Source organism: Actinophytocola oryzae, from assembly GCF_004364325.1.
Lineage (GTDB): Bacteria > Actinomycetota > Actinomycetes > Mycobacteriales > Pseudonocardiaceae > Actinophytocola > Actinophytocola oryzae.
Window position 1 is genome coordinate 69,389 of the sequence record NZ_SOCP01000026.1, and the last position, 16,762, is coordinate 86,150.

At 70.6% G+C, this 16,762-nt stretch carries 13 protein-coding genes; 2 read left to right on the top strand and 11 right to left on the bottom strand.

What is annotated here, in order from left to right; genetic code table 11:
* The 4 genes from octT to nadD all read right to left on the bottom strand — a co-directional run bounded on the left by octT (position 1) and on the right by nadD (position 2,395).
* A complete protein-coding gene (gene octT, locus CLV71_RS43440) occupies positions 1 to 720 on the bottom strand; it encodes a diglucosylglycerate octanoyltransferase (protein ID WP_133908822.1) in 720 nt (239 codons plus the stop codon).
* Between the two features lie 2 nt (positions 721 to 722).
* Positions 723 to 1,337, bottom strand: coding sequence for a histidine phosphatase family protein (locus tag CLV71_RS43445; protein ID WP_133908823.1), 615 nt, complete (start codon positions 1,335 to 1,337; stop codon positions 723 to 725).
* Positions 1,334 to 1,726, bottom strand: a complete 393-nt coding sequence (rsfS, locus tag CLV71_RS43450) for a ribosome silencing factor (RefSeq protein WP_133908824.1) — start codon at positions 1,724 to 1,726, stop codon at positions 1,334 to 1,336. The genes CLV71_RS43445 and rsfS overlap by 4 nt, the downstream gene beginning before the upstream one ends.
* A gap of 78 nt (positions 1,727 to 1,804) precedes the next feature.
* On the bottom strand, positions 1,805 to 2,395 hold the full coding sequence (nadD, locus tag CLV71_RS43455; protein WP_133908825.1) for a nicotinate-nucleotide adenylyltransferase: 591 nt from the start codon (positions 2,393 to 2,395) through the stop codon (positions 1,805 to 1,807).
* Between the two features lie 124 nt (positions 2,396 to 2,519).
* Here nadD and CLV71_RS43460 point away from each other — a divergent pair, with 124 nt between their 5' ends.
* Positions 2,520 to 4,628 carry a RecQ family ATP-dependent DNA helicase gene (locus CLV71_RS43460; RefSeq protein ID WP_243867365.1) on the top strand — a complete coding sequence of 703 codons (2,109 nt, stop codon included), beginning with the start codon at positions 2,520 to 2,522 and terminating at the stop codon, positions 4,626 to 4,628.
* A 479-nt stretch (positions 4,629 to 5,107) separates the two neighbouring features.
* Here CLV71_RS43460 and proB read toward each other — a convergent pair whose 3' ends face one another.
* The 6 genes from proB to CLV71_RS43490 form a co-directional block, all read right to left on the bottom strand.
* Positions 5,108 to 6,217, bottom strand: coding sequence for a glutamate 5-kinase (gene proB / locus CLV71_RS43465; protein WP_133908890.1), 1,110 nt, complete (start codon positions 6,215 to 6,217; stop codon positions 5,108 to 5,110).
* 8 nt (positions 6,218 to 6,225) lie between these two features.
* The gene (gene obgE / locus CLV71_RS43470; protein WP_133908827.1) at positions 6,226 to 7,830 is read right to left on the bottom strand and encodes a GTPase ObgE; all 1,605 of its coding nucleotides are present in this window, start codon (positions 7,828 to 7,830) and stop codon (positions 6,226 to 6,228) included.
* A 44-nt stretch (positions 7,831 to 7,874) separates the two neighbouring features.
* Positions 7,875 to 8,132, bottom strand: coding sequence for a 50S ribosomal protein L27 (rpmA, locus tag CLV71_RS43475; RefSeq protein WP_133908828.1), 258 nt, complete (start codon positions 8,130 to 8,132; stop codon positions 7,875 to 7,877).
* A gap of 13 nt (positions 8,133 to 8,145) precedes the next feature.
* Positions 8,146 to 8,457: a 50S ribosomal protein L21 gene (rplU, locus tag CLV71_RS43480; RefSeq protein WP_133908829.1), complete on the bottom strand. Its 312-nt coding sequence runs from the start codon at positions 8,455 to 8,457 to the stop codon at positions 8,146 to 8,148.
* 154 nt (positions 8,458 to 8,611) lie between these two features.
* The gene (locus CLV71_RS43485; RefSeq protein ID WP_133908830.1) at positions 8,612 to 12,151 is read right to left on the bottom strand and encodes a translation initiation factor IF-2 N-terminal domain-containing protein; all 3,540 of its coding nucleotides are present in this window, start codon (positions 12,149 to 12,151) and stop codon (positions 8,612 to 8,614) included.
* 222 nt (positions 12,152 to 12,373) lie between these two features.
* On the bottom strand, positions 12,374 to 13,123 hold the full coding sequence (locus tag CLV71_RS43490) for a TIGR03936 family radical SAM-associated protein (RefSeq protein WP_133908831.1): 750 nt from the start codon (positions 13,121 to 13,123) through the stop codon (positions 12,374 to 12,376).
* Between the two features lie 218 nt (positions 13,124 to 13,341).
* On the opposite strand from CLV71_RS43490, the gene CLV71_RS43495 reads away from it, so the two are divergent.
* The gene (locus tag CLV71_RS43495) at positions 13,342 to 14,817 is read left to right on the top strand and encodes a S8 family peptidase (RefSeq protein ID WP_243867369.1); all 1,476 of its coding nucleotides are present in this window, start codon (positions 13,342 to 13,344) and stop codon (positions 14,815 to 14,817) included.
* Here CLV71_RS43495 and CLV71_RS43500 read toward each other — a convergent pair.
* Entirely contained in the window at positions 14,814 to 16,733 is a 1,920-nt protein-coding gene (locus CLV71_RS43500) for a TIGR03960 family B12-binding radical SAM protein (RefSeq protein ID WP_133908833.1), read from the bottom strand. The two genes, CLV71_RS43495 and CLV71_RS43500, sit on opposite strands and share 4 nt — an antisense overlap.
* Positions 16,734 to 16,762 lie beyond the last annotated feature (29 nt).

A 16,762-nucleotide genomic window follows, 5' to 3' on the forward strand; every position in this document is an offset into this window, starting at 1 on the left:
TCAGCCCGGCCGACGCAGCAGCGCGCCTGCCTCGTCGGCAAGGGCCTTGCCTACCAGCTCGTGTGCTTCCCAACCCCAGTGCATGCCGTCCGGGTTGGCACGCCCGCCGAACACGTGATCTCCGACCAGCGCGGGGAGATCCAGCAGGGGCACACCCGTCCGTTCGCCCCAGGCACGGACCGCGGTTGCCGCGGCCAGGTGGCCTGTGTGGACATACCCGTACGAGCCGGCGACGTGTACCGAGGGCACGACTCCGACCGTGGGCAGGTCCGGCCGCAGCATCCGGATCGAGCCGAGGATCCGGTCCAGGTAGTGGACTGTCAGCGCGGGCGGCAGGGCGACCGGCCGGCCCCGGGTGCCCTTGGCGAGCCACGGCTGTGCGGCGACGTAGCGGTCCCGCACCCAGCGCCGAAACGGGTCCGGCCGCAGGTAGCGCAGGCCTTCACGGAGGTAGGTGGGCAGTGGCGACGGCAGGGTGTCCATGCTGCCGACGGCGAGTACGAGCACGTCGACCTTGGGCAGCTGTGTCCACACCCTGGGGTCGCCTGCCAGCGTCCAGAACGCGTCCCGCGCGGTCCAGCCCGACCGTGCGAACAGCTCGGCGTGCCCGCCCAGCATGGTGGCCGCGCGGTTGGGCCACAGTCGCTCGTCGTCGGAGGGACACGGTCCGTCCGGTCCCTGGAAGCTCAACGAGTCCCCGAACACCAGCAGGGTCGTCATGCTCAGCCGGTGATCCCCGCGTTGTAGGCGATCAACCGCCAGGCCAGCCCGCTCGAAGCGCGCCGGGCCAGCACCACCCAGTGGCAGTTCCCGATGCCGCCCAGCTTCGCCCACGCGGCGACCGGCAGCTCCAGCAAGTGGCCGGTCAGCGCCGTGATCAACCCGCCGTGCGCGGCCAGGACGGCGGTGCCCTCGGCGGACTCGTCGAGCTCGGCGACAACCTCGGCGGCACGCGCCGCGACCTCCACCCGCGCCTCGCCGCCGGGCGGCGTCCAGGCCGGGTCCGTCTGCCAGAGCTGCCGCGCGCCTGGCCACTGCTCGTCCACCTGCGGACCGGTCATGCCCTGCCACAGGCCGAGATGGGTCTCACGCAGACGCTTGTCGAACCGCAGCGGCACGCCGGCGGCCTCGGCGAAGATGGTCGCGGTATCCGTGGCCCGCTTGAGGTCCGACGCGACGATCAGATCCGCCGAGAACCTGGCGAGAGCCGGTACCGCGAACTGGGCCTGCTTGCGGCCCACGTCCGTGAGCACGGAGTCCAGGTGGCCCTGCATCCGGCCCGCGGCGTTGTAGTCGGTCTCGCCGTGCCGCCACAGCACGAGCCGACTGAGTGTCACGTCGTCCCGCCGTTGGTCTCACCCACGCCGGCATCGGAGTCGAAGTCGATGCGCGGGCAGTCCTTCCAGAGCCGCTCGAGACCGTAGAAGGCACGCTCGTCGGCGTGCTGGACGTGGACGACCACGTCGACGAAGTCCAGCAGGACCCAGCGGCCTTCGCGCGCGCCCTCACGCCGCACCGGCTTGGTACCCGCGTCGCGCATCTTCTCCTCGACGTTGTCGACGATGGCGCCGACCTGCCGCTCGTTCGGCGCGGAGGCGATCACGAAACAGTCCGTGATGACCAGCTGGTCCGAGACGTCGAGCACGATCACGTCGCTGGCCAACTTGTCGGCTGCGGCGTTGGCAGCGACCAGCGCCAGCTCCCGTGCGTCGTGCGTTGCGGACACGTCACTCCTCGATAATGCGTATTCTGGTGAACCGGTCTGTTCAACCCTGGGAGAATACCCGGGCGGCGGCCGTTCGGGTCACGCGTTCCGGTACAGATCGCGCTTGGAGATGTACTGGACAACCCCGTCGGGCACCAGGTACCACACGGGGAGGCCAGACGCGACCCGCTCCCGGCACGCCGTCGAGGATATCGCCATCGCCGGCACGTCGATGAGGCTCACCGACCCGTTGGGCAGATGGGTGTCGTCCAGGTTGTATCCGGGCCTGGTCACGCCGACGAAATGGGCCAGCGAGAACAGCTCCTCGGCCTGCCGCCAGGACAGGATCTGCTGCAGCGCGTCGGCGCCGGTGATGAAGAAGAGCTCCGCGTCCGGGAAGGCGTTGCGCAGGTCGTGGAGCGTGTCGACGGTGTAGGTGGTGCCGCCCCGCTCGACGTCGACCCTGCTGACGGAGAAGTGCGGGTTGGACGCGGTCGCGATGACGGTCATGAGGTAGCGGTCCTCGGGAGCGCTGACCTTGCGGTCGGTCTTCTGCCACGGCTGGCCGGTGGGCACGAAGATCACCTCGTCCAGGTCGAACTGTGCCTGAACCTCGCTGGCGGCGACCAGATGCCCGTGGTGCACGGGATCGAACGTGCCACCCATGATCCCGATCCGACGACCCGTCATAGCTGGTCAGCGTACGTGTCAGGGGTCGTCGACGTGTATGTCGTCCACCACTTTCCCGTACGAAAGTCCCATTCGCTCGGCCCTCTCCTGGCCCACTCGCCCCCGATGCGCCATCGTGGACCCCGTGGACGAGCAAGCACTTCGCAACTCAGCAGAAACCCGGCTCCGCGCCCTCGCAGGCGAAGGCGCATCCCTGCGGGACGACCAGTGGACCGCCATCGAGGCGTTGGTCGTCAACCGCAGGCGTGCCCTTGTCGTGCAACGCACGGGGTGGGGCAAGTCAGCCGTGTACTTCCTCGCCACCGCTCTGTTACGAGAACTGGGCAACGGGCCGACGGTGATCGTGTCGCCGCTGCTCGCGTTGATGCGCAACCAGATCGAGGCGGCGGCGCGGGCGGGCGTGCACGCGGTGACGATCAACTCCGCGAACCTCGACCAGTGGCACGAGGCCGAGCAGGACGTCCTCGCCGGACGCACGGACGTGTTGCTCGTGAGCCCGGAACGCCTCAACAACCCGGACTTCCGCGAGTCGGTCCTGCCAGAGCTCACCGCGTCGGCAGGCATGCTCGTGGTCGACGAGGCGCACTGCATCTCCGACTGGGGACACGACTTCCGACCCGACTACCGCAGGTTGCGGACGTTGCTGGCCGAGCTCCCGGCAGGGGTTCCGGTGCTGGCGACCACGGCCACGGCCAACGACCGAGTGGTACGCGACGTGGCGGACCAGTTGGATCTCGGCCGTCGGGACACGCTCGTGCTGCGTGGCGAGCTGGACCGGGAGAGCCTGCACCTCGGGGTGCTGGAGCTGCCGAGCCCGCAGGCGCGGATCGCGTGGCTCGCCGAGCATCTCGGCGAGCTGCCCGGGTCGGGCATCATCTACACGCTCACCGTGGCCTCGGCGCACGAGACCGCGTCTTTTCTGCGGGACAACGGGTTCGAGGTGGCGGCGTACTCGGGACGGACCGATCCGGCCGAGCGGGAAAGCATCGAGCAGGACCTGCTGGCCAACCGGATCAAGGCCGTCGTGGCGACGTCGGCACTGGGCATGGGGTTCGACAAGCCCGATCTCGGCTTCGTGATCCATCTCGGATCTCCCGCCTCGCCGATCGCGTACTACCAGCAGATCGGCCGCGCGGGCCGCGGGGTCGAGCGGGCGGAGGTGTTGCTGCTGCCGGGTTCGGAGGACCAGGCCATCTGGAAGTACTTCGCCTCACTGGCATTCCCGCCGGAACCCCTTGTGCGTCAGGTGGTCGACACGTTGGCGAGCGCCGGGCGCCCGCTGTCCACAGTGGCTCTCGAACCGCGCTGCAACCTGTCCCGGTCGCGCCTGGAGATGGTCCTGAAGGTCCTGGACGTGGACGGCGCGGTGCAGCGGGTGAAGGGCGGCTGGCTCGCGACGGGCGCGGACTGGCAGTACGACGCGGAGAGGTATCGGGGTATCGCCGAGGCGCGGCGGGCCGAGCAGCAGACGATGCTCGACTACCAGTCGACGAGCAGTTGCCGCATGGAGTTCCTGCTGCGGCAGCTGGATGATCCACACGCGGCTCCGTGCGGCCGGTGCGACAACTGTGCCGGCGCCAGGTGGAGCATCGAGGTGTCGTTGGACCGGGTCGCTTTGGCCGGCGAGCGGTTACGTCGTCCCGGCGTCGAGGTCGAGCCGCGTCGTCAGTGGCCGAGCGGTATGGCCGGGCTGGACGTGCCTCTTTCTGGTCGGATCGGCGCCGACGCGGTCGCGGCGACTGGTAGGGCTCTGGGTCGGCTCACCGATGTCGGGTGGGGCAACCGTTTGCGTGACCTGTTCTCGCCAGGGTCGACCGTCCCGGACGGTCCGGTGCCCGACGACCTGTTCAACGCCTGTGTGCAGGTCCTGGCGTCGTGGGACTGGGAACAGCGCCCTGTGGGTGTGGTGACCATCGGCTCTCGGAGCCGGCCGAAGCTGGTCGCCGACCTGGGTGAGCGCCTCGCGTCGATCGGCCGGCTGAGTCTGCTGGGTGAGATCGGGTCCGAGCAGACGGGCGAGCCGAGGGCGAACAGCGCGTTACGTCTGGCCCAGGTGTGGCAGAAGCTGACTGTCGACGCTGGTCTCGCGGAGCGGCTGTACGGGCTGGACGGTCCGGTCCTGCTGGTCGACGACCGCATCGACACCGGTTGGACGATGACCGTCGCCGCGAAGCTCTTACGCGACACCGGGGTGCCGGCCGTGCTGCCGTTCGCCCTGGCCACGACCACCTGACAGGGGCGGCCTTGGGCTGACGGGCGAAGGAGATCGTCAAGGACCGTCTCCGGTTCGCGACTCGAGCGCTGCCTTCCAAGGGGATGTGGCAACCCTTTGTCCGTCCGGAGTCGACGCGTCCTCCGGGATGGAGAGGGTGGTGCGCGGAGGAGACGAACCGTGCCGGGGTGGTGCCCTGCATGGTTTGTTCAGGCACGGGCGTTGGTGCGCGTCAGTTCGGTGGTGCTTGGCGTGCACGCGTCACAGCCGATTCCGCTGCTCGAGGCGCGGTGGAGATGGCGGTGTCCGGGTCGGTCTGGGTAGGGCCGGCCTGGGCACCGACAACAGAGAGGAGACAGGGTTTGTTCGGTGATGCTTAGGGTCGGTCGTGCGGCGTTTGTTGCCTCGGTGAAAGGAGGATGGGTACGGGAAGATTGCGCGGTGGGCTGTCCGGTTCGGGGACTGGCTTGGCGTCAGAGACGGTGTTTCGAGGTGTTGGGTCAGTGGCGTAGAGGGACCAGGTCGTCGGCGTGGACTACCTCGCGGCGGTGTTCCGGGGCCAGGTCGCGGCTTGAGTGGCCTATCAGGGCGGGAAGCTCTGTCGAGTCGAAGGCCACGACACCTCTGGCTACCACGGTGCCGGTCGGGTCGGCCAGCTCCACGACGTCGCCCGCTTCGAAGTCGCCGGTCAGCGCGGTTATGCCGGCCGCCAGTAGGGACCTGCGGCGGTCGACGACGGCTCTTACGGCGCCTTCGTCCAGGTGGAGCTTGCCGTTCGGGTCGGCTGCGTAGGCCAGCCAGAAGCGTCTCGGGGTCAGGCGGCGGCCGCCCGTCGCGAACGCTGTGCCCACGTCGGCTGGTCCCAGGGCTCTGGCGGCGTCGGAGGCGGCTGCGAGCAGCACCGGTACGCCCGCTGCCGAGGCCAGGCGTGCCGAGGCCAGCTTGGTGGCCATGCCGCCGGTGCCTACGTCGGAGCCTGCGTCGTCCGCTTGCACGTGTGCGACGTCCCTGTGGTCCAGCACCTCGGGGATGCGTTGCGCTCCGGGGCGGCGGGGGTCGCCGTCGTACAGGGCATCGACGTCGGAGAGGAGGACCAGCGCGTCCGCTGCCACCAGGTACGCCACGAGGGCGGCCAGGCGGTCGTTGTCGCCGAAGCGGATCTCCTCCGTGGCCACGGTGTCGTTCTCGTTCACTACCGGGACCGCGCCCAGGGCCAGCAGGCGGGACAGGGTCCGTTGGGCGTTGCGGTAGTGGGAGCGTCGGACGACGTCGTCCGATGTCAGGAGGACCTGACCCACGCGGAGGCCATAGCGGGCGAAGGACGACACGTAGGCGTGGCCCAGCGCGAGTTGGCCGACGCTGGCCGCGGCCTGCTGGGTGGCCAGGTCTCGGGGGCGGCGACTGATGCCCAGCGGGGCCAGGCCCGAGGCGATGGCCCCGGAGGACACCAGGACCACCTGGCTGCCCGCGTTTCGGCGGGTGGCCAGGGCGTCGACCAGTGCGTCCAGATGGGCTGGGTCGAGGCCGCCCGCCGCAGTGGTGAGGGACGACGAGCCGACCTTCACCACGATCCGTCGGGCGGCCGCGACCTGCGACCTCGTCGCGGACAGCACACTGGTCACGGCTGCTTTTCGGCTTCCCGCTGGTCGATCTCGTCGACGTAGGTCTCGTCGGCGTGGGTGTCGTCGACGTAGGTGTCGTCGGCGGGGTCGTCGTCCTCGACGGCGGCTGGGTCGGCTGGGCCTGGGGGTGTGTCGCCGGTGGGGATGCGGCGGGCGATCTTGGCTGCCTTGCGTTCCGATGCGCCGACGCGGTTGTTGCGTGCCAGGCGGGGGTCGGCGCCTCGGCCGTGCATGACCATGTCGATGCCGGCCGGGGTGGAGGGTTCCCAGTCGAAGGTCATGGTGCCGATGGTGACCGGGCTTCCCGGTTGGGCGCCCGCCTCCGCCAGGGCCTGTTCCACGCCCAGGCGGGCCAGGCGGTCCGCCAGGTAGCCGACGGCCTCGTCGTTCTCGAACGCGGTCTGGCGGACCCATCGCTCCGGGCGCTCGCCTCGGACGATGAAGGCGCCTTCCTCGTCCGGGTCCTCGGCGACGGTGAAGCCGGTGTCGTCTACCGCCTGTGGGCGCAGGACGATCCGGCTCGCCTCCATGGCCGGGCGGGTGGCGCGGTCCTCCTCGATGATCTTGGCGAGGGCGTACGACAGCTCGCGCAGGCCCTCGTGGCTGGCCGTGGACACGGCGAAGACCGGCAAGCCGCGCTTCTCGAGGTCGGGGCGGACCATCTCGGCGAGTTCGCGGGCGTCCGGCACGTCGATCTTGTTGAGCACGACGATGCGCGGGCGGTCGGCCAGGCTGCCGCCCAGGGCGGGCGTGTACTGGGCCAGCTCCTGCTCGAGCACGTCGACGTCCGACACCGGGTCGCGGCCCGGCTCGTAGGTGGCGCAGTCGATGACGTGCACCAGCACCGAGCAGCGCTCGATGTGGCGGAGGAAGTCCAGGCCAAGGCCCTTGCCCTGGCTCGCGCCTGGGATCAGGCCCGGCACGTCGGCGACCGTGTACGTCGACTCGCCTGCCGTCACGACGCCCAGGTTCGGCACGAGCGTCGTGAACGGGTAGTCGGCGATCTTCGGACGCGCCGACGACAGGACCGAGATCAGCGACGACTTGCCTGCCGACGGGAAGCCGACGAGCCCCGCGTCGGCGACGGACCGCAGCTCGAGGACGAGGTCCGACTCCTCGCCCGGCTCGCCGAGCAGCGCGAAGCCCGGGGCCTTGCGGGCCCTCGACGCCAGAGCTGCGTTGCCGAGGCCGCCTCGGCCGCCTCGGGCCGCTACGAAGCGGGTGCCGTTGCCCGTGAGGTCGGCGAGGATCTCACCTTCCTCGGTCAACACGACCGTGCCTTCGGGAACCTTCAGCTCCAGCGACTCACCGGCGGCACCGTCGCGGTTGCTGCCCTGGCCCTGCTTGCCGTTGGACGCCTGGGCGTGCGGTCGGAAGTGGAAGTCGAGCAGCGTGTGCACGCCGTAGTCGACGACGAGCACGATGTCCCCGCCGTTGCCGCCGTTGCCGCCGTCGGGACCGCCGAGTGGCCTGAACTTCTCGCGGTGCACCGAGGCACAACCGTTGCCGCCGCTGCCGGCAGCCGCGTGGAGGACCACACGATCAACGAACCTGGACACTGCGAAACCTTCCTCAGAACGCAAAGGAGGGGCGGGCCGCATATCTGCCGGCCCGCCCCTCGTGGGTCTTGCTCAGATCGCGGGCTTCAGCCCTCGACCAGGACGATGTTCACGGTCTTGCGACCGCGCTTCTCGCCGAACTGGACCGCACCGGCGGCCAGGGCGAACAGCGTGTCGTCCTTGCCGCGGCCGACGTTGATGCCCGGGTGGAACTTGGTGCCACGCTGGCGGACCAGGATCTCGCCGGCGTTGACCTTCTGGCCACCGAAGCGCTTGACGCCGAGGTACTGGGCGTTCGAGTCGCGTCCGTTGCGGGAGCTGGACGCACCCTTCTTGTGTGCCATAGCTGTTCAGCTCCTACTTGGTCTTGATGTCGGTGACCTCGACGCGGGTCAGCTTCTGCCGGTGACCCTGGCGCTTGTGGTAGCCGGTCTTGTTCTTGAACTTGTGGATCCGAATCTTCGGGCCCTTGGTCTGGGTGACGATCTTGCCGAGCACCGAGACCTTGGCCAGCGCGTCGGCGTCGGTGGTGATGTCACCGTCGTCGACGACGAGCAGCGCGGGGAACGTGAGCTCAGCGCCCGGCTCACCGACGAGCTTCTCGACCTCGACGATGTCGCCAACGGCGACCTTGTACTGCTTGCCGCCGGTTTTGACGATCGCGTACATCGGACGCAACTCTCCTGCTACTCGACTGCTTCGGAAAACCTTGGGTGACGCGGCGGCCGGGCGAGATGACACCGGGCTCGCGCACGCGTCGGCCCACCAGCGCGGCGGGCCGACCTACAGGATACGTGCCCGTTGGGCGGAGGCCCAATCGGGGTCAGCCATCGTGCCCCGCGGACACCGGAGGGCCAGCCGGCCGCGACGCCGCGCGGCGCGGTTGGCGGCGGGGCGGAGTCGCCGGGGCGGGTACCACCGACTCTTCCGACTCGTCGGAGTCCGACCCCTCCGCGAACGAGGAGCCGTGGGCTGACGTCTCCGCCGACGATCGCTCGGACGACCGCGTCCCGAAGGACGACGCCCCGACCGACGACTGGTAGTCCGACGACCCCTGCGACGAGGACCCGTGCGTTGGGGCATCGGCGGCAGGCGGGCCGGTCACCGAGTAGTCGGCGGACCCGCCGCCGACGGCGCCAGACCCCGCATCCTCACCCGACGCAGCCGACGTCGATTCAGACGAGGCCGATCCGGCGGGGGTCTGCCCGGCAGAGGTGGAACGGGCGAACCGGTCCGACCCGGCAGAGGCGGACTCTCCGGACGCGGAGTCGGCGAACGTGTTCGACTCGTCGCTGCCGGTTGGGCCGTCGGAGGCGGAACCGAATGCGTCGGAACCGACCCCGTCACCCGACCCGGCGAGGCCCGACCCGACAGAGGTCGGGTCGGTGGCAGCTGACCCGGTGGATGCCCGGTCGACCGAGGAGGACCCGGCCGAGGTCAACCCAGCGGAGGCCGATCCAGCCGAAGCCGAACTGGCGGAGGTGGCGTCGACTGTGTCGGAACCGCCACCTCCCCTGGTGGCAGCGGAATCGGCGAACGTGTCGGAGCCGGTGGACGCGGCCGATTCGGTGCCGTCCGGGCCCGTGTGGGTGCCGTTGGCGGACGGGGATGCGGCGGCGGGTGAACCCGAGTGGTCGCCGCTGCCGTTCACGTGTGCGTGCGTGTCCTGGTGGGACGGGGTCGCCGTCGCGTCCGAGGACTCCAGGGGTGTGCCGTTCCGGGTCGCCGGTCGGTGGGCGCGGGTTCGGGTGCGACGCCGTTCGCCTCGGGGCTGCTCCTCGGGGGAGGGAGGCGTCTCGGCCTGGACCGGTGCCTCCTCGGGCTCCGGGGCGGGTTCGGTGTGCGTGTCGTCCTCGGGCCTGTCCGGGGTCTTGGTCGTGGCCTTCGCGATGTCGCGGACCGCTTCCTTCGCCGCCTGGGCCGCTGCTTCCTTCGCGGCGTCCTTGGCCTGGGGCTTGTCCTTCGTGTCCTTGGGCTCGTCGGCGCGACCGCCCCGGGAGCGGCGGGTGCTGCCGCGCGCGGGCTCGGTGTGGCCGTTCGAGCCGTTCGGCTTGGTCACCGGCTCCGGGGTGACCAGCACGCCTCGGCCCTTGCAGTGCTCACACGTGGTGCCGAATGCCTCCAGGAGCCCGGTGCCCACGCGCTTGCGGGTCATCTGGACGAGCCCCAGCGAGGTCACCTCCGCCACCTGGTGGCGGGTGCGGTCCCGGCCGAGACACTCGGTCAGCCTGCGCAGCACCAGGTCCCTGTTGGACTCCAGGACCATGTCGATGAAGTCGATGACGATGATGCCGCCGATGTCGCGCAGCCGCAGCTGGCGCACGATCTCCTCGGCCGACTCCAGGTTGTTCCTGGTCACCGTCTCCTCGAGGTTGCCGCCCGACCCCGTGAACTTGCCGGTGTTCACGTCGATGACGGTCATGGCCTCGGTGCGGTCGATGACCAGGTAGCCGCCGGAGGGCAGCCACACCTTGCGGTCCAGGGCCTTGAGCAGCTGCTCGTCGATGCGGTACTCGGCGAAGACGTCCGTGTTCCCCACGTGTTTGCGGAGGCGGTCGGCCAGCTCGGGCGCCACGTGGCGCACGTACGCGTCGACCGTCTCCCATGCGATGCCGCCCTGGACGACCAGTGCGGAGAAGTCCTCGGTGAACAGGTCGCGGACGACCTTGACCAGCAGGTCCGGCTCCTCGTAGACCAGCGACGGCGCACCGACCTTGCGGGCACCGTTCGTGCCCTCGGTCTTGTCCTTGATGACCTGCCACTGCGCCTGGAGCCGCCGCACGTCGCGGGCCAGCTCCTCCTCGCTGATGCCCTCGGACGCGGTGCGGATGATCACGCCCGCGTCCTCAGGCACGACGCGCTTCAGCACGTCCTTCAAACGCCTGCGCTCGTTCTCCGGCAGCTTGCGGGAGATGCCCGTCGCCCCGCCGCCCGGCACGTACACCAGGAAGCGGCCCGGCAGCGAGATCTGCGTGGTCAGCCGGGCGCCCTTGTGCCCGACCGGGTCCTTGGTGACCTGCACCAGCACGCTGTCACCGGTCGACAGCGCCTGCTCGATCTTGCGGGCCTTGCCCTCGAGACCGGCGGCGTCCCAGTCGACCTCGCCCGCGTACAGCACGGCGTTGCGGCCCCGGCCGATGTCGACGAACGCCGCCTCCATCGACGGCAGCACGTTCTGGACCCTGCCCAGGTACACGTTGCCGACCAGCGACCCCGTGCCAGCCGAGGTCACGAAGTGCTCGACCAGCACGCCGTCCTCGAGCACGCCGATCTGGATCCGGTCGGCCTTCTCACGCACGACCATCGCCCGGTCCACCGCCTCGCGGCGGGCCAGGAACTCCGCCTCGGACAGGATCGGCGCACGCCTGCGACCCGCCTCGCGGCCGTCGCGGCGGCGCTGGCGCTTGGCCTCCAGCCGGGTCGAGCCGCGCACGCTGCGCACCTCGTCGCGGCCGTCGGACTCGGGCTTCTCCTCGCGGACCTCACGGGCCTCACGCGCCTCGCGGACGTGGACGACCGTGTTCGGCGGGTCGTCGTCGGTCGTGGCGCCTGCCTCGCCGTCGTCGCCACCGCGGCGGCGGCGCCTGCGACGGCGACGCCGTGAGGCGGGATCGTCGCCGTCCGCGGCCTCGGTCTCGTCGGAGTCCTCCGCCTCGGCGGGCTCCTCCTTGGTCGGCTTGGCGCGCCTGCTCGGCTTCTCCGGCTTCTCGGTGGCCTTCGGCTCGTCCTCGGCGACCTCGTCACCGGCCTCGTCCTGACCGCCCTTGCCCCTGCCGCGACCACGGCGGCCACGGCGGCGGCGCGGCCTGCCCTCGTCGGAGTCGTCGCCGAACGCCTCGTCGGTCTCGTCGGTCGCCTCCTCTTCCTCGACGACCTCCGGCTCCTCCTTGTCCTTGGCGCGGGCCGGGCGCTGCGGTGGTGCCCCGGTCGGCTCCGGCGGGAGGAACAGCGGGGACGCGGACGCGAAGACGGGCGTCGGCGGGATCACACGGGAGGACTCCGCCGGCGCCTGGCCGGACGGGGCCGGGCGGGTGCTCGGCTCGCTGAACGGCGAGTTGGTCCCCTGACGGAAACCGCTCTCGGCGGGCTGGGCAGACGTGGGCTCGGCCACCTGGGCCGGTTCCTCCGGCGCGGCGACCACCCCGAGGGCCTGGGCCACCCGGAGCGCCAGCTCACGGTCGATGCTCGACTGCACGCTGCGACCGTCGACACCGAGTTCGGCGACGGCGGCCAGAACCTCGCGGCTGCTCTTGTCCAGCAGCTTCGCCAGCGCGTGCACGCGGATGCGGGCAGGCAGATCCGCGAGTGCGGCTGCGATGGGGTCCCCGCCGGGGTTTCCGGCAGGGGTCGACATATCCGACATGTAGCTCCTTCACCCCCGGGCGCGTCCGCAGGGCCGGTACCTCGGCACCGGCACTCTCAGACGCGGCCACACAGGGGCCTCGTTGTCCAGCTTCACCGTGCTCCATCGGTGAAGCGTTGCTGTCTATCGCCGTCGCAGCAGCGACGGGAATCCTCGCCTCACGCCGTGTGTACCGGGTGGCCCGGCGACCACGGCAGGTCAGTCACGACGTCGCGCCGGGCGTCACCCGATCGCCGAGGCCCGCGCGGCCCGATCCTGGGCCAGCGGGTCGGACAGACCTCCGCCGTCGTCGAGCCGCCCCTGGGCCATCCGGGTCGCCTTCGCGGGCACCGGCGGTTCCAGAGCGGCGACGACACGGAGCGCGCTCAGCACGTCGTCCGGTCGCACGGCAGGTGTCAGTTGCCGGACAACCACGACGAGTATCCCACACGCCTCGCCGGGTGGTGCCGAAGGAGACACGGCCGGGTCATCTTCGACCCGTCCGGTGACGACCGCGGCCCTCGCGTCGATGGTCCGCATCCCGTGCTTCGTGAGCCGCTCGACCTCGACGACCTCGGCATCGAGCAACCGCGAGAACGCCGTACGCAGTGTGTCCGGTGACACACCCGAAAGCTCGATGCGCCACAGGCTCGCCTCCATGCGGTCCGCGAGCGACCCGCCGTCGGCCCCGACCGGCACCCCGACCGCCTCCAGCACGTCGAGACCCGGGGGCATGGCCGCGTCCAGCATGTGGACCAGCGCGTCCGGTTCGAGCTCCTCGACCAGCTGCAGCTCGACGTACTCGGCCTCGCTCGCGACCCCGGTCGGCGACGCGCCGATCCAGGAGATCCTCGGGTGCGGGTTGAAGCCCTGGGAGTACGCCATCGGCACCTTCGCCCGGCGCAGCGCCCGTTCGAAGGCGCGGGCGATGTCCCGGTGTGAGGTGAACCGCAGCGGGCCGCGCTTGGCGTAGCGAAGCCGTAGCTTCTGCACCGCCGCCGCGGAGGGATTCGGGCGGTCGTCGCTGGTCAGCGTTACTCCTTCTGGTGGTATCCGGCTCGTCCGGTGGTGTACACCCGCCGATGCTGGCACCGTACCCCCAGGCCAATTCGGACAGCGAGCTTGTCGGGCAGCGGCAGGCTGGCTACCGTCCGGACATTGGAGTGCCGGCATTCCCCGGACCGGCCGCCCCAACAACTGGAGGTCACCCCGTGCCTCTGCTGCGCCGTGTGCCGGCGGCAGCGGTCAGTGCCGTGGTACTCGCGACATCCCTGGTGACGACCGGTGCGAACGCGAGTGCCACTGTCGTGGACCCACCGCGCGACGCCTGCTCACAAAGTGGCGCGGAGCTGCGTTACCTCGTTCTGCTGACCCCCGGCACCACCGAGGCGGAGGCCTCGGCGGACGTCACGGCGGCATGTGGCGCGCTGAGCGTGTACTACCCGGAGATCGCCGTCGGGGTGGCCGGCTCGGCCGACGCGGCGTTCGGGACGCTGATGGGCACGGACCGGGCGTTCAGCGCCGAGAAGGTGCTGAAGGCGAACCAGAACCGGGCCGGGAAGGTGAAGGGCGGCGAGTCGGTCACGGCCGACCCGGCGGACGTGGACCCCTCGGACCTCACGGGCCAGCAGTGGGACATGACGATGATCGGCGCGGACCGTGCCAGGAGGATCACGCCGGGTAGCAGGGACGTGCTCGTCGGGGTCCTCGACTCGGGCGTGGACCCCGACCACCCCGACCTGACGGCCGCGCTGGACCCGGCGGCCTCCGCCGGGTGCCTGACCGGCAGGCCCGACACGTCGCAGACGGCCTGGGAGCCGACCGCGTCGTCGCACGGCACCCACGTCGCTGGCACCATCGCGGCGGCGGACGACGGCCACGGCACGACCGGCGTGGCACCCGGGGTGCGGATCGCCTCGGTGAAGGTGGTCGACGACAGCGGCTACATCCTCCCCGAGTACGCCGTGTGCGGGCTGATGTGGGCGACCGCCAACAAGATGAAGGTGACCAACAACAGCTACTTCGTCGACCCCTGGCTGATGACGTGCGACCGGGACAGCGAGCACGTGGTGTACGAGTCGGTGCGGCGCGCGGTGGACTACGCGACCCAGCACGGCGTGCTGACCATCGCCGCCGCCACGAACGAGGGCGCCGACCTGGCCGACCCGAGTGGCCGGACGGCCGGGAATCCCGCGTCGTCGCACCGGCGGACACTCGACTCGAGCTGCAAGGTGTTGCCCGCGGGGCTGCGTGGCGTGGTCGCGGTGTCCGCGGTCGGGCGCAACGAGCTGAAGGCGAGCTACAGCTCCTACGGTCTCGGCGTGGTCGACGTGGCCGCGCCGGGCGGGGAGACCAAGCAGCAGGCCTACGACCCGTCCGGCGGCAAACAGCAGGACAACTCGTGCGTGCTGTCGACCGTGCCCGGCGGCTACGACAGCCTGTGCGGCACGTCGATGGCCACCCCGCACGTGGCCGGGGTGGCCGCGCTGCTCGCGTCGGAGCACCCGTCGGCGACACCGCAGACGCTCAGCAAGATGCTGACCGAGCAGGCCGAGCCGCTCCCCTGCCCGGCCGACTACGACCTGGACGGTACCGGCGCGCAGGACGCCTACTGCACGGGCTACGAGCCGTACAACAGCTTCTACGGCCACGGCCTGGTGAACGCCCTCGCCGCGGTGACTCCCTAGACGGGGGTCAGCGGCAGCAGCTTGCGCCCGGTGGGGCCGATCTCGATGTCGGTGCCCATGGACGGGCAGACACCGCAGTCGAAGCACGGGGTCCAGCGGCAGTCGTCGAGCTCCTGTTCGGACAGCGCGTCCTGCCAGTCGTCCCACAGCCACTGCTTGTCGAGGCCGGAGTCGAGGTGGTCCCACGGCAGGACCTCGTCCTCGGTGCGCTCGCGGGTGGTGAACCAGTCGAGGCTCACGCCGAGCGGCTCCAGCTCGTTCGCGGCGGCCTCGATCCAGCGCTCGTAGGAGAAGTGCTCGCTCCAGCCGTCGAACCGGCCGCCCTCGCGCCAGACCCGCTCGATGACGCGGCCGACGCGGCGGTCACCACGTGAGAGCAGTCCTTCGACGAGGCTGGGCTTGCCGTCGTGGTAGCGCATGCCGATGTTGCGGCCGATGCCCCGGTCGGAGTTGACGGCGTCACGCAACTTGCGCAGGCGCGCGTCCACGGTGTCCGGGTCGCACTGGGGTGCCCACTGGAACGGCGTGTGCGGCTTGGGGACGAAGCCGCCGATGGAGATGGTGCAGCGGATGTCCTTGCGGCCACTGGCCTTCCGGCCCGCGCGGATGACCTCCTGGGCCATGGCGGCGATCTGCAGCACGTCGTCGTCGGTCTCGGTCGGCAGGCCGCACATGAAGTACAGCTTCACCTGGCGCCAGCCGTTGGCGTAGGCCGCGCTGACCGTGCGGATGAGGTCGGCCTCGGAGACGGTCTTGTTGATGACGCGGCGGATGCGCTCGCTGCCGCCCTCCGGCGCGAAGGTCAGGCCGGAACGGCGCCCGTTGCGGGACAGCTCGTTGGCGAGGTCGATGTTGAACGCGTCGACGCGGGTGCTCGGCAGTGAGAGGCCGGTGTTGGTGCCCTCGTAGCGGTCCGCGAGGCCCTTGGTGATCTCCGCGATCTCGGAGTGGTCCGCGCTCGACAGGGAGAGCAGGCCGACCTCCTCGAAGCCGCTCGCCTCCAGGCCCTTGTGGACCATGTCGCCGATGCCCTGGATGGACCGCTCGCGCACGGGCCTCGTGATCATGCCTGCCTGGCAGAAGCGGCAGCCCCGGGTGCAACCGCGGAAGATCTCGACGCTCATCCGCTCGTGGACGCTCTCGGCGAGCGGGACGAGCGGCTTCTTCGGGTACGGCCAGGCGTCGAGGTCCATCGTGGTCCGCTTGGCCACGGTGGCGGGGACGCGGTCGCGGTTGGGCACGACCGGGTCGAGGGCGGCGCCGGTGTAGGTGACGTCGTAGAACCGGGGGACGTAGACGCCGCCGGTCTCGGCAAGGCGGGTGAGGATCTCGTCGCGTCCGCCGGGGCGGCCCTCCTGCTTCCAGGCACGCACGAGGTCGGTGATCTCGAGGACCGCCTCCTCGCCGTCGCCGAGCACGGCCGCGTCGACGAAGTCGGCGATCGGCTCGGGGTTGAACGCCGCGTGACCACCGGCGAGCACGATCGGGTGGTCCTCGGTCCGGTCCGCCGCGTGCAGCGGGATGCCGGCGAGGTCGAGCGCGCCGAGGAGGTTCGTGTAGCCGAGCTCGGTCGAGAAGCTGACCCCGAGCAGGTCGAAGGCGCCCACGGGGCGGTGACCGTCCACCGTGAACTGCGGCACACCGTGCTCGCGCATGAGCGCCTCGAGGTCGGGCCAGACCGCGTAGGTCCGCTCGGCGAGGACGTCCGCCAGCTCGTTGAGCACCTCGTAGAGGATCATGACGCCCTGGTTGGGCAGCCCGACCTCGTAGGCGTCCGGGTACATCAGCGCCCACCGCACCGTGGTGGTGTCCCAGTCCTTGACCGTGGAGTTCAGCTCTCCACCGACGTACTGGACCGGCTTGGACACCCTCGGCAGCAACGGCTCCAGCTGGGGAAAGACGGACTCAACGCTCATAGTGGCCCCAAGGGTAACCCCCACCCGCG

Excerpts from the sequence above, each read along its gene's own strand:
- CLV71_RS43500 (WP_133908833.1), bottom strand. The coding sequence starts at position 16,733 with ATGAGCGTTGAGTCCGTCTTTCCCCAGCTGGAGCCGTTGCTGCCGAGG.
- nadD (WP_133908825.1), bottom strand. The coding sequence starts at position 2,395 with ATGACGGGTCGTCGGATCGGGATCATGGGTGGCACGTTCGATCCCGTG.
- rpmA (WP_133908828.1), bottom strand. The coding sequence starts at position 8,132 with ATGGCACACAAGAAGGGTGCGTCCAGCTCCCGCAACGGACGCGACTCG.
- octT (WP_133908822.1), bottom strand. The coding sequence starts at position 720 with ATGACGACCCTGCTGGTGTTCGGGGACTCGTTGAGCTTCCAGGGACCG.
- rplU (WP_133908829.1), bottom strand. The coding sequence starts at position 8,457 with ATGTACGCGATCGTCAAAACCGGCGGCAAGCAGTACAAGGTCGCCGTT.
- CLV71_RS43485 (WP_133908830.1), bottom strand. The coding sequence starts at position 12,151 with ATGTCGGATATGTCGACCCCTGCCGGAAACCCCGGCGGGGACCCCATC.
- obgE (WP_133908827.1), bottom strand. The coding sequence starts at position 7,830 with ATGCGGCCCGCCCCTCCTTTGCGTTCTGAGGAAGGTTTCGCAGTGTCC.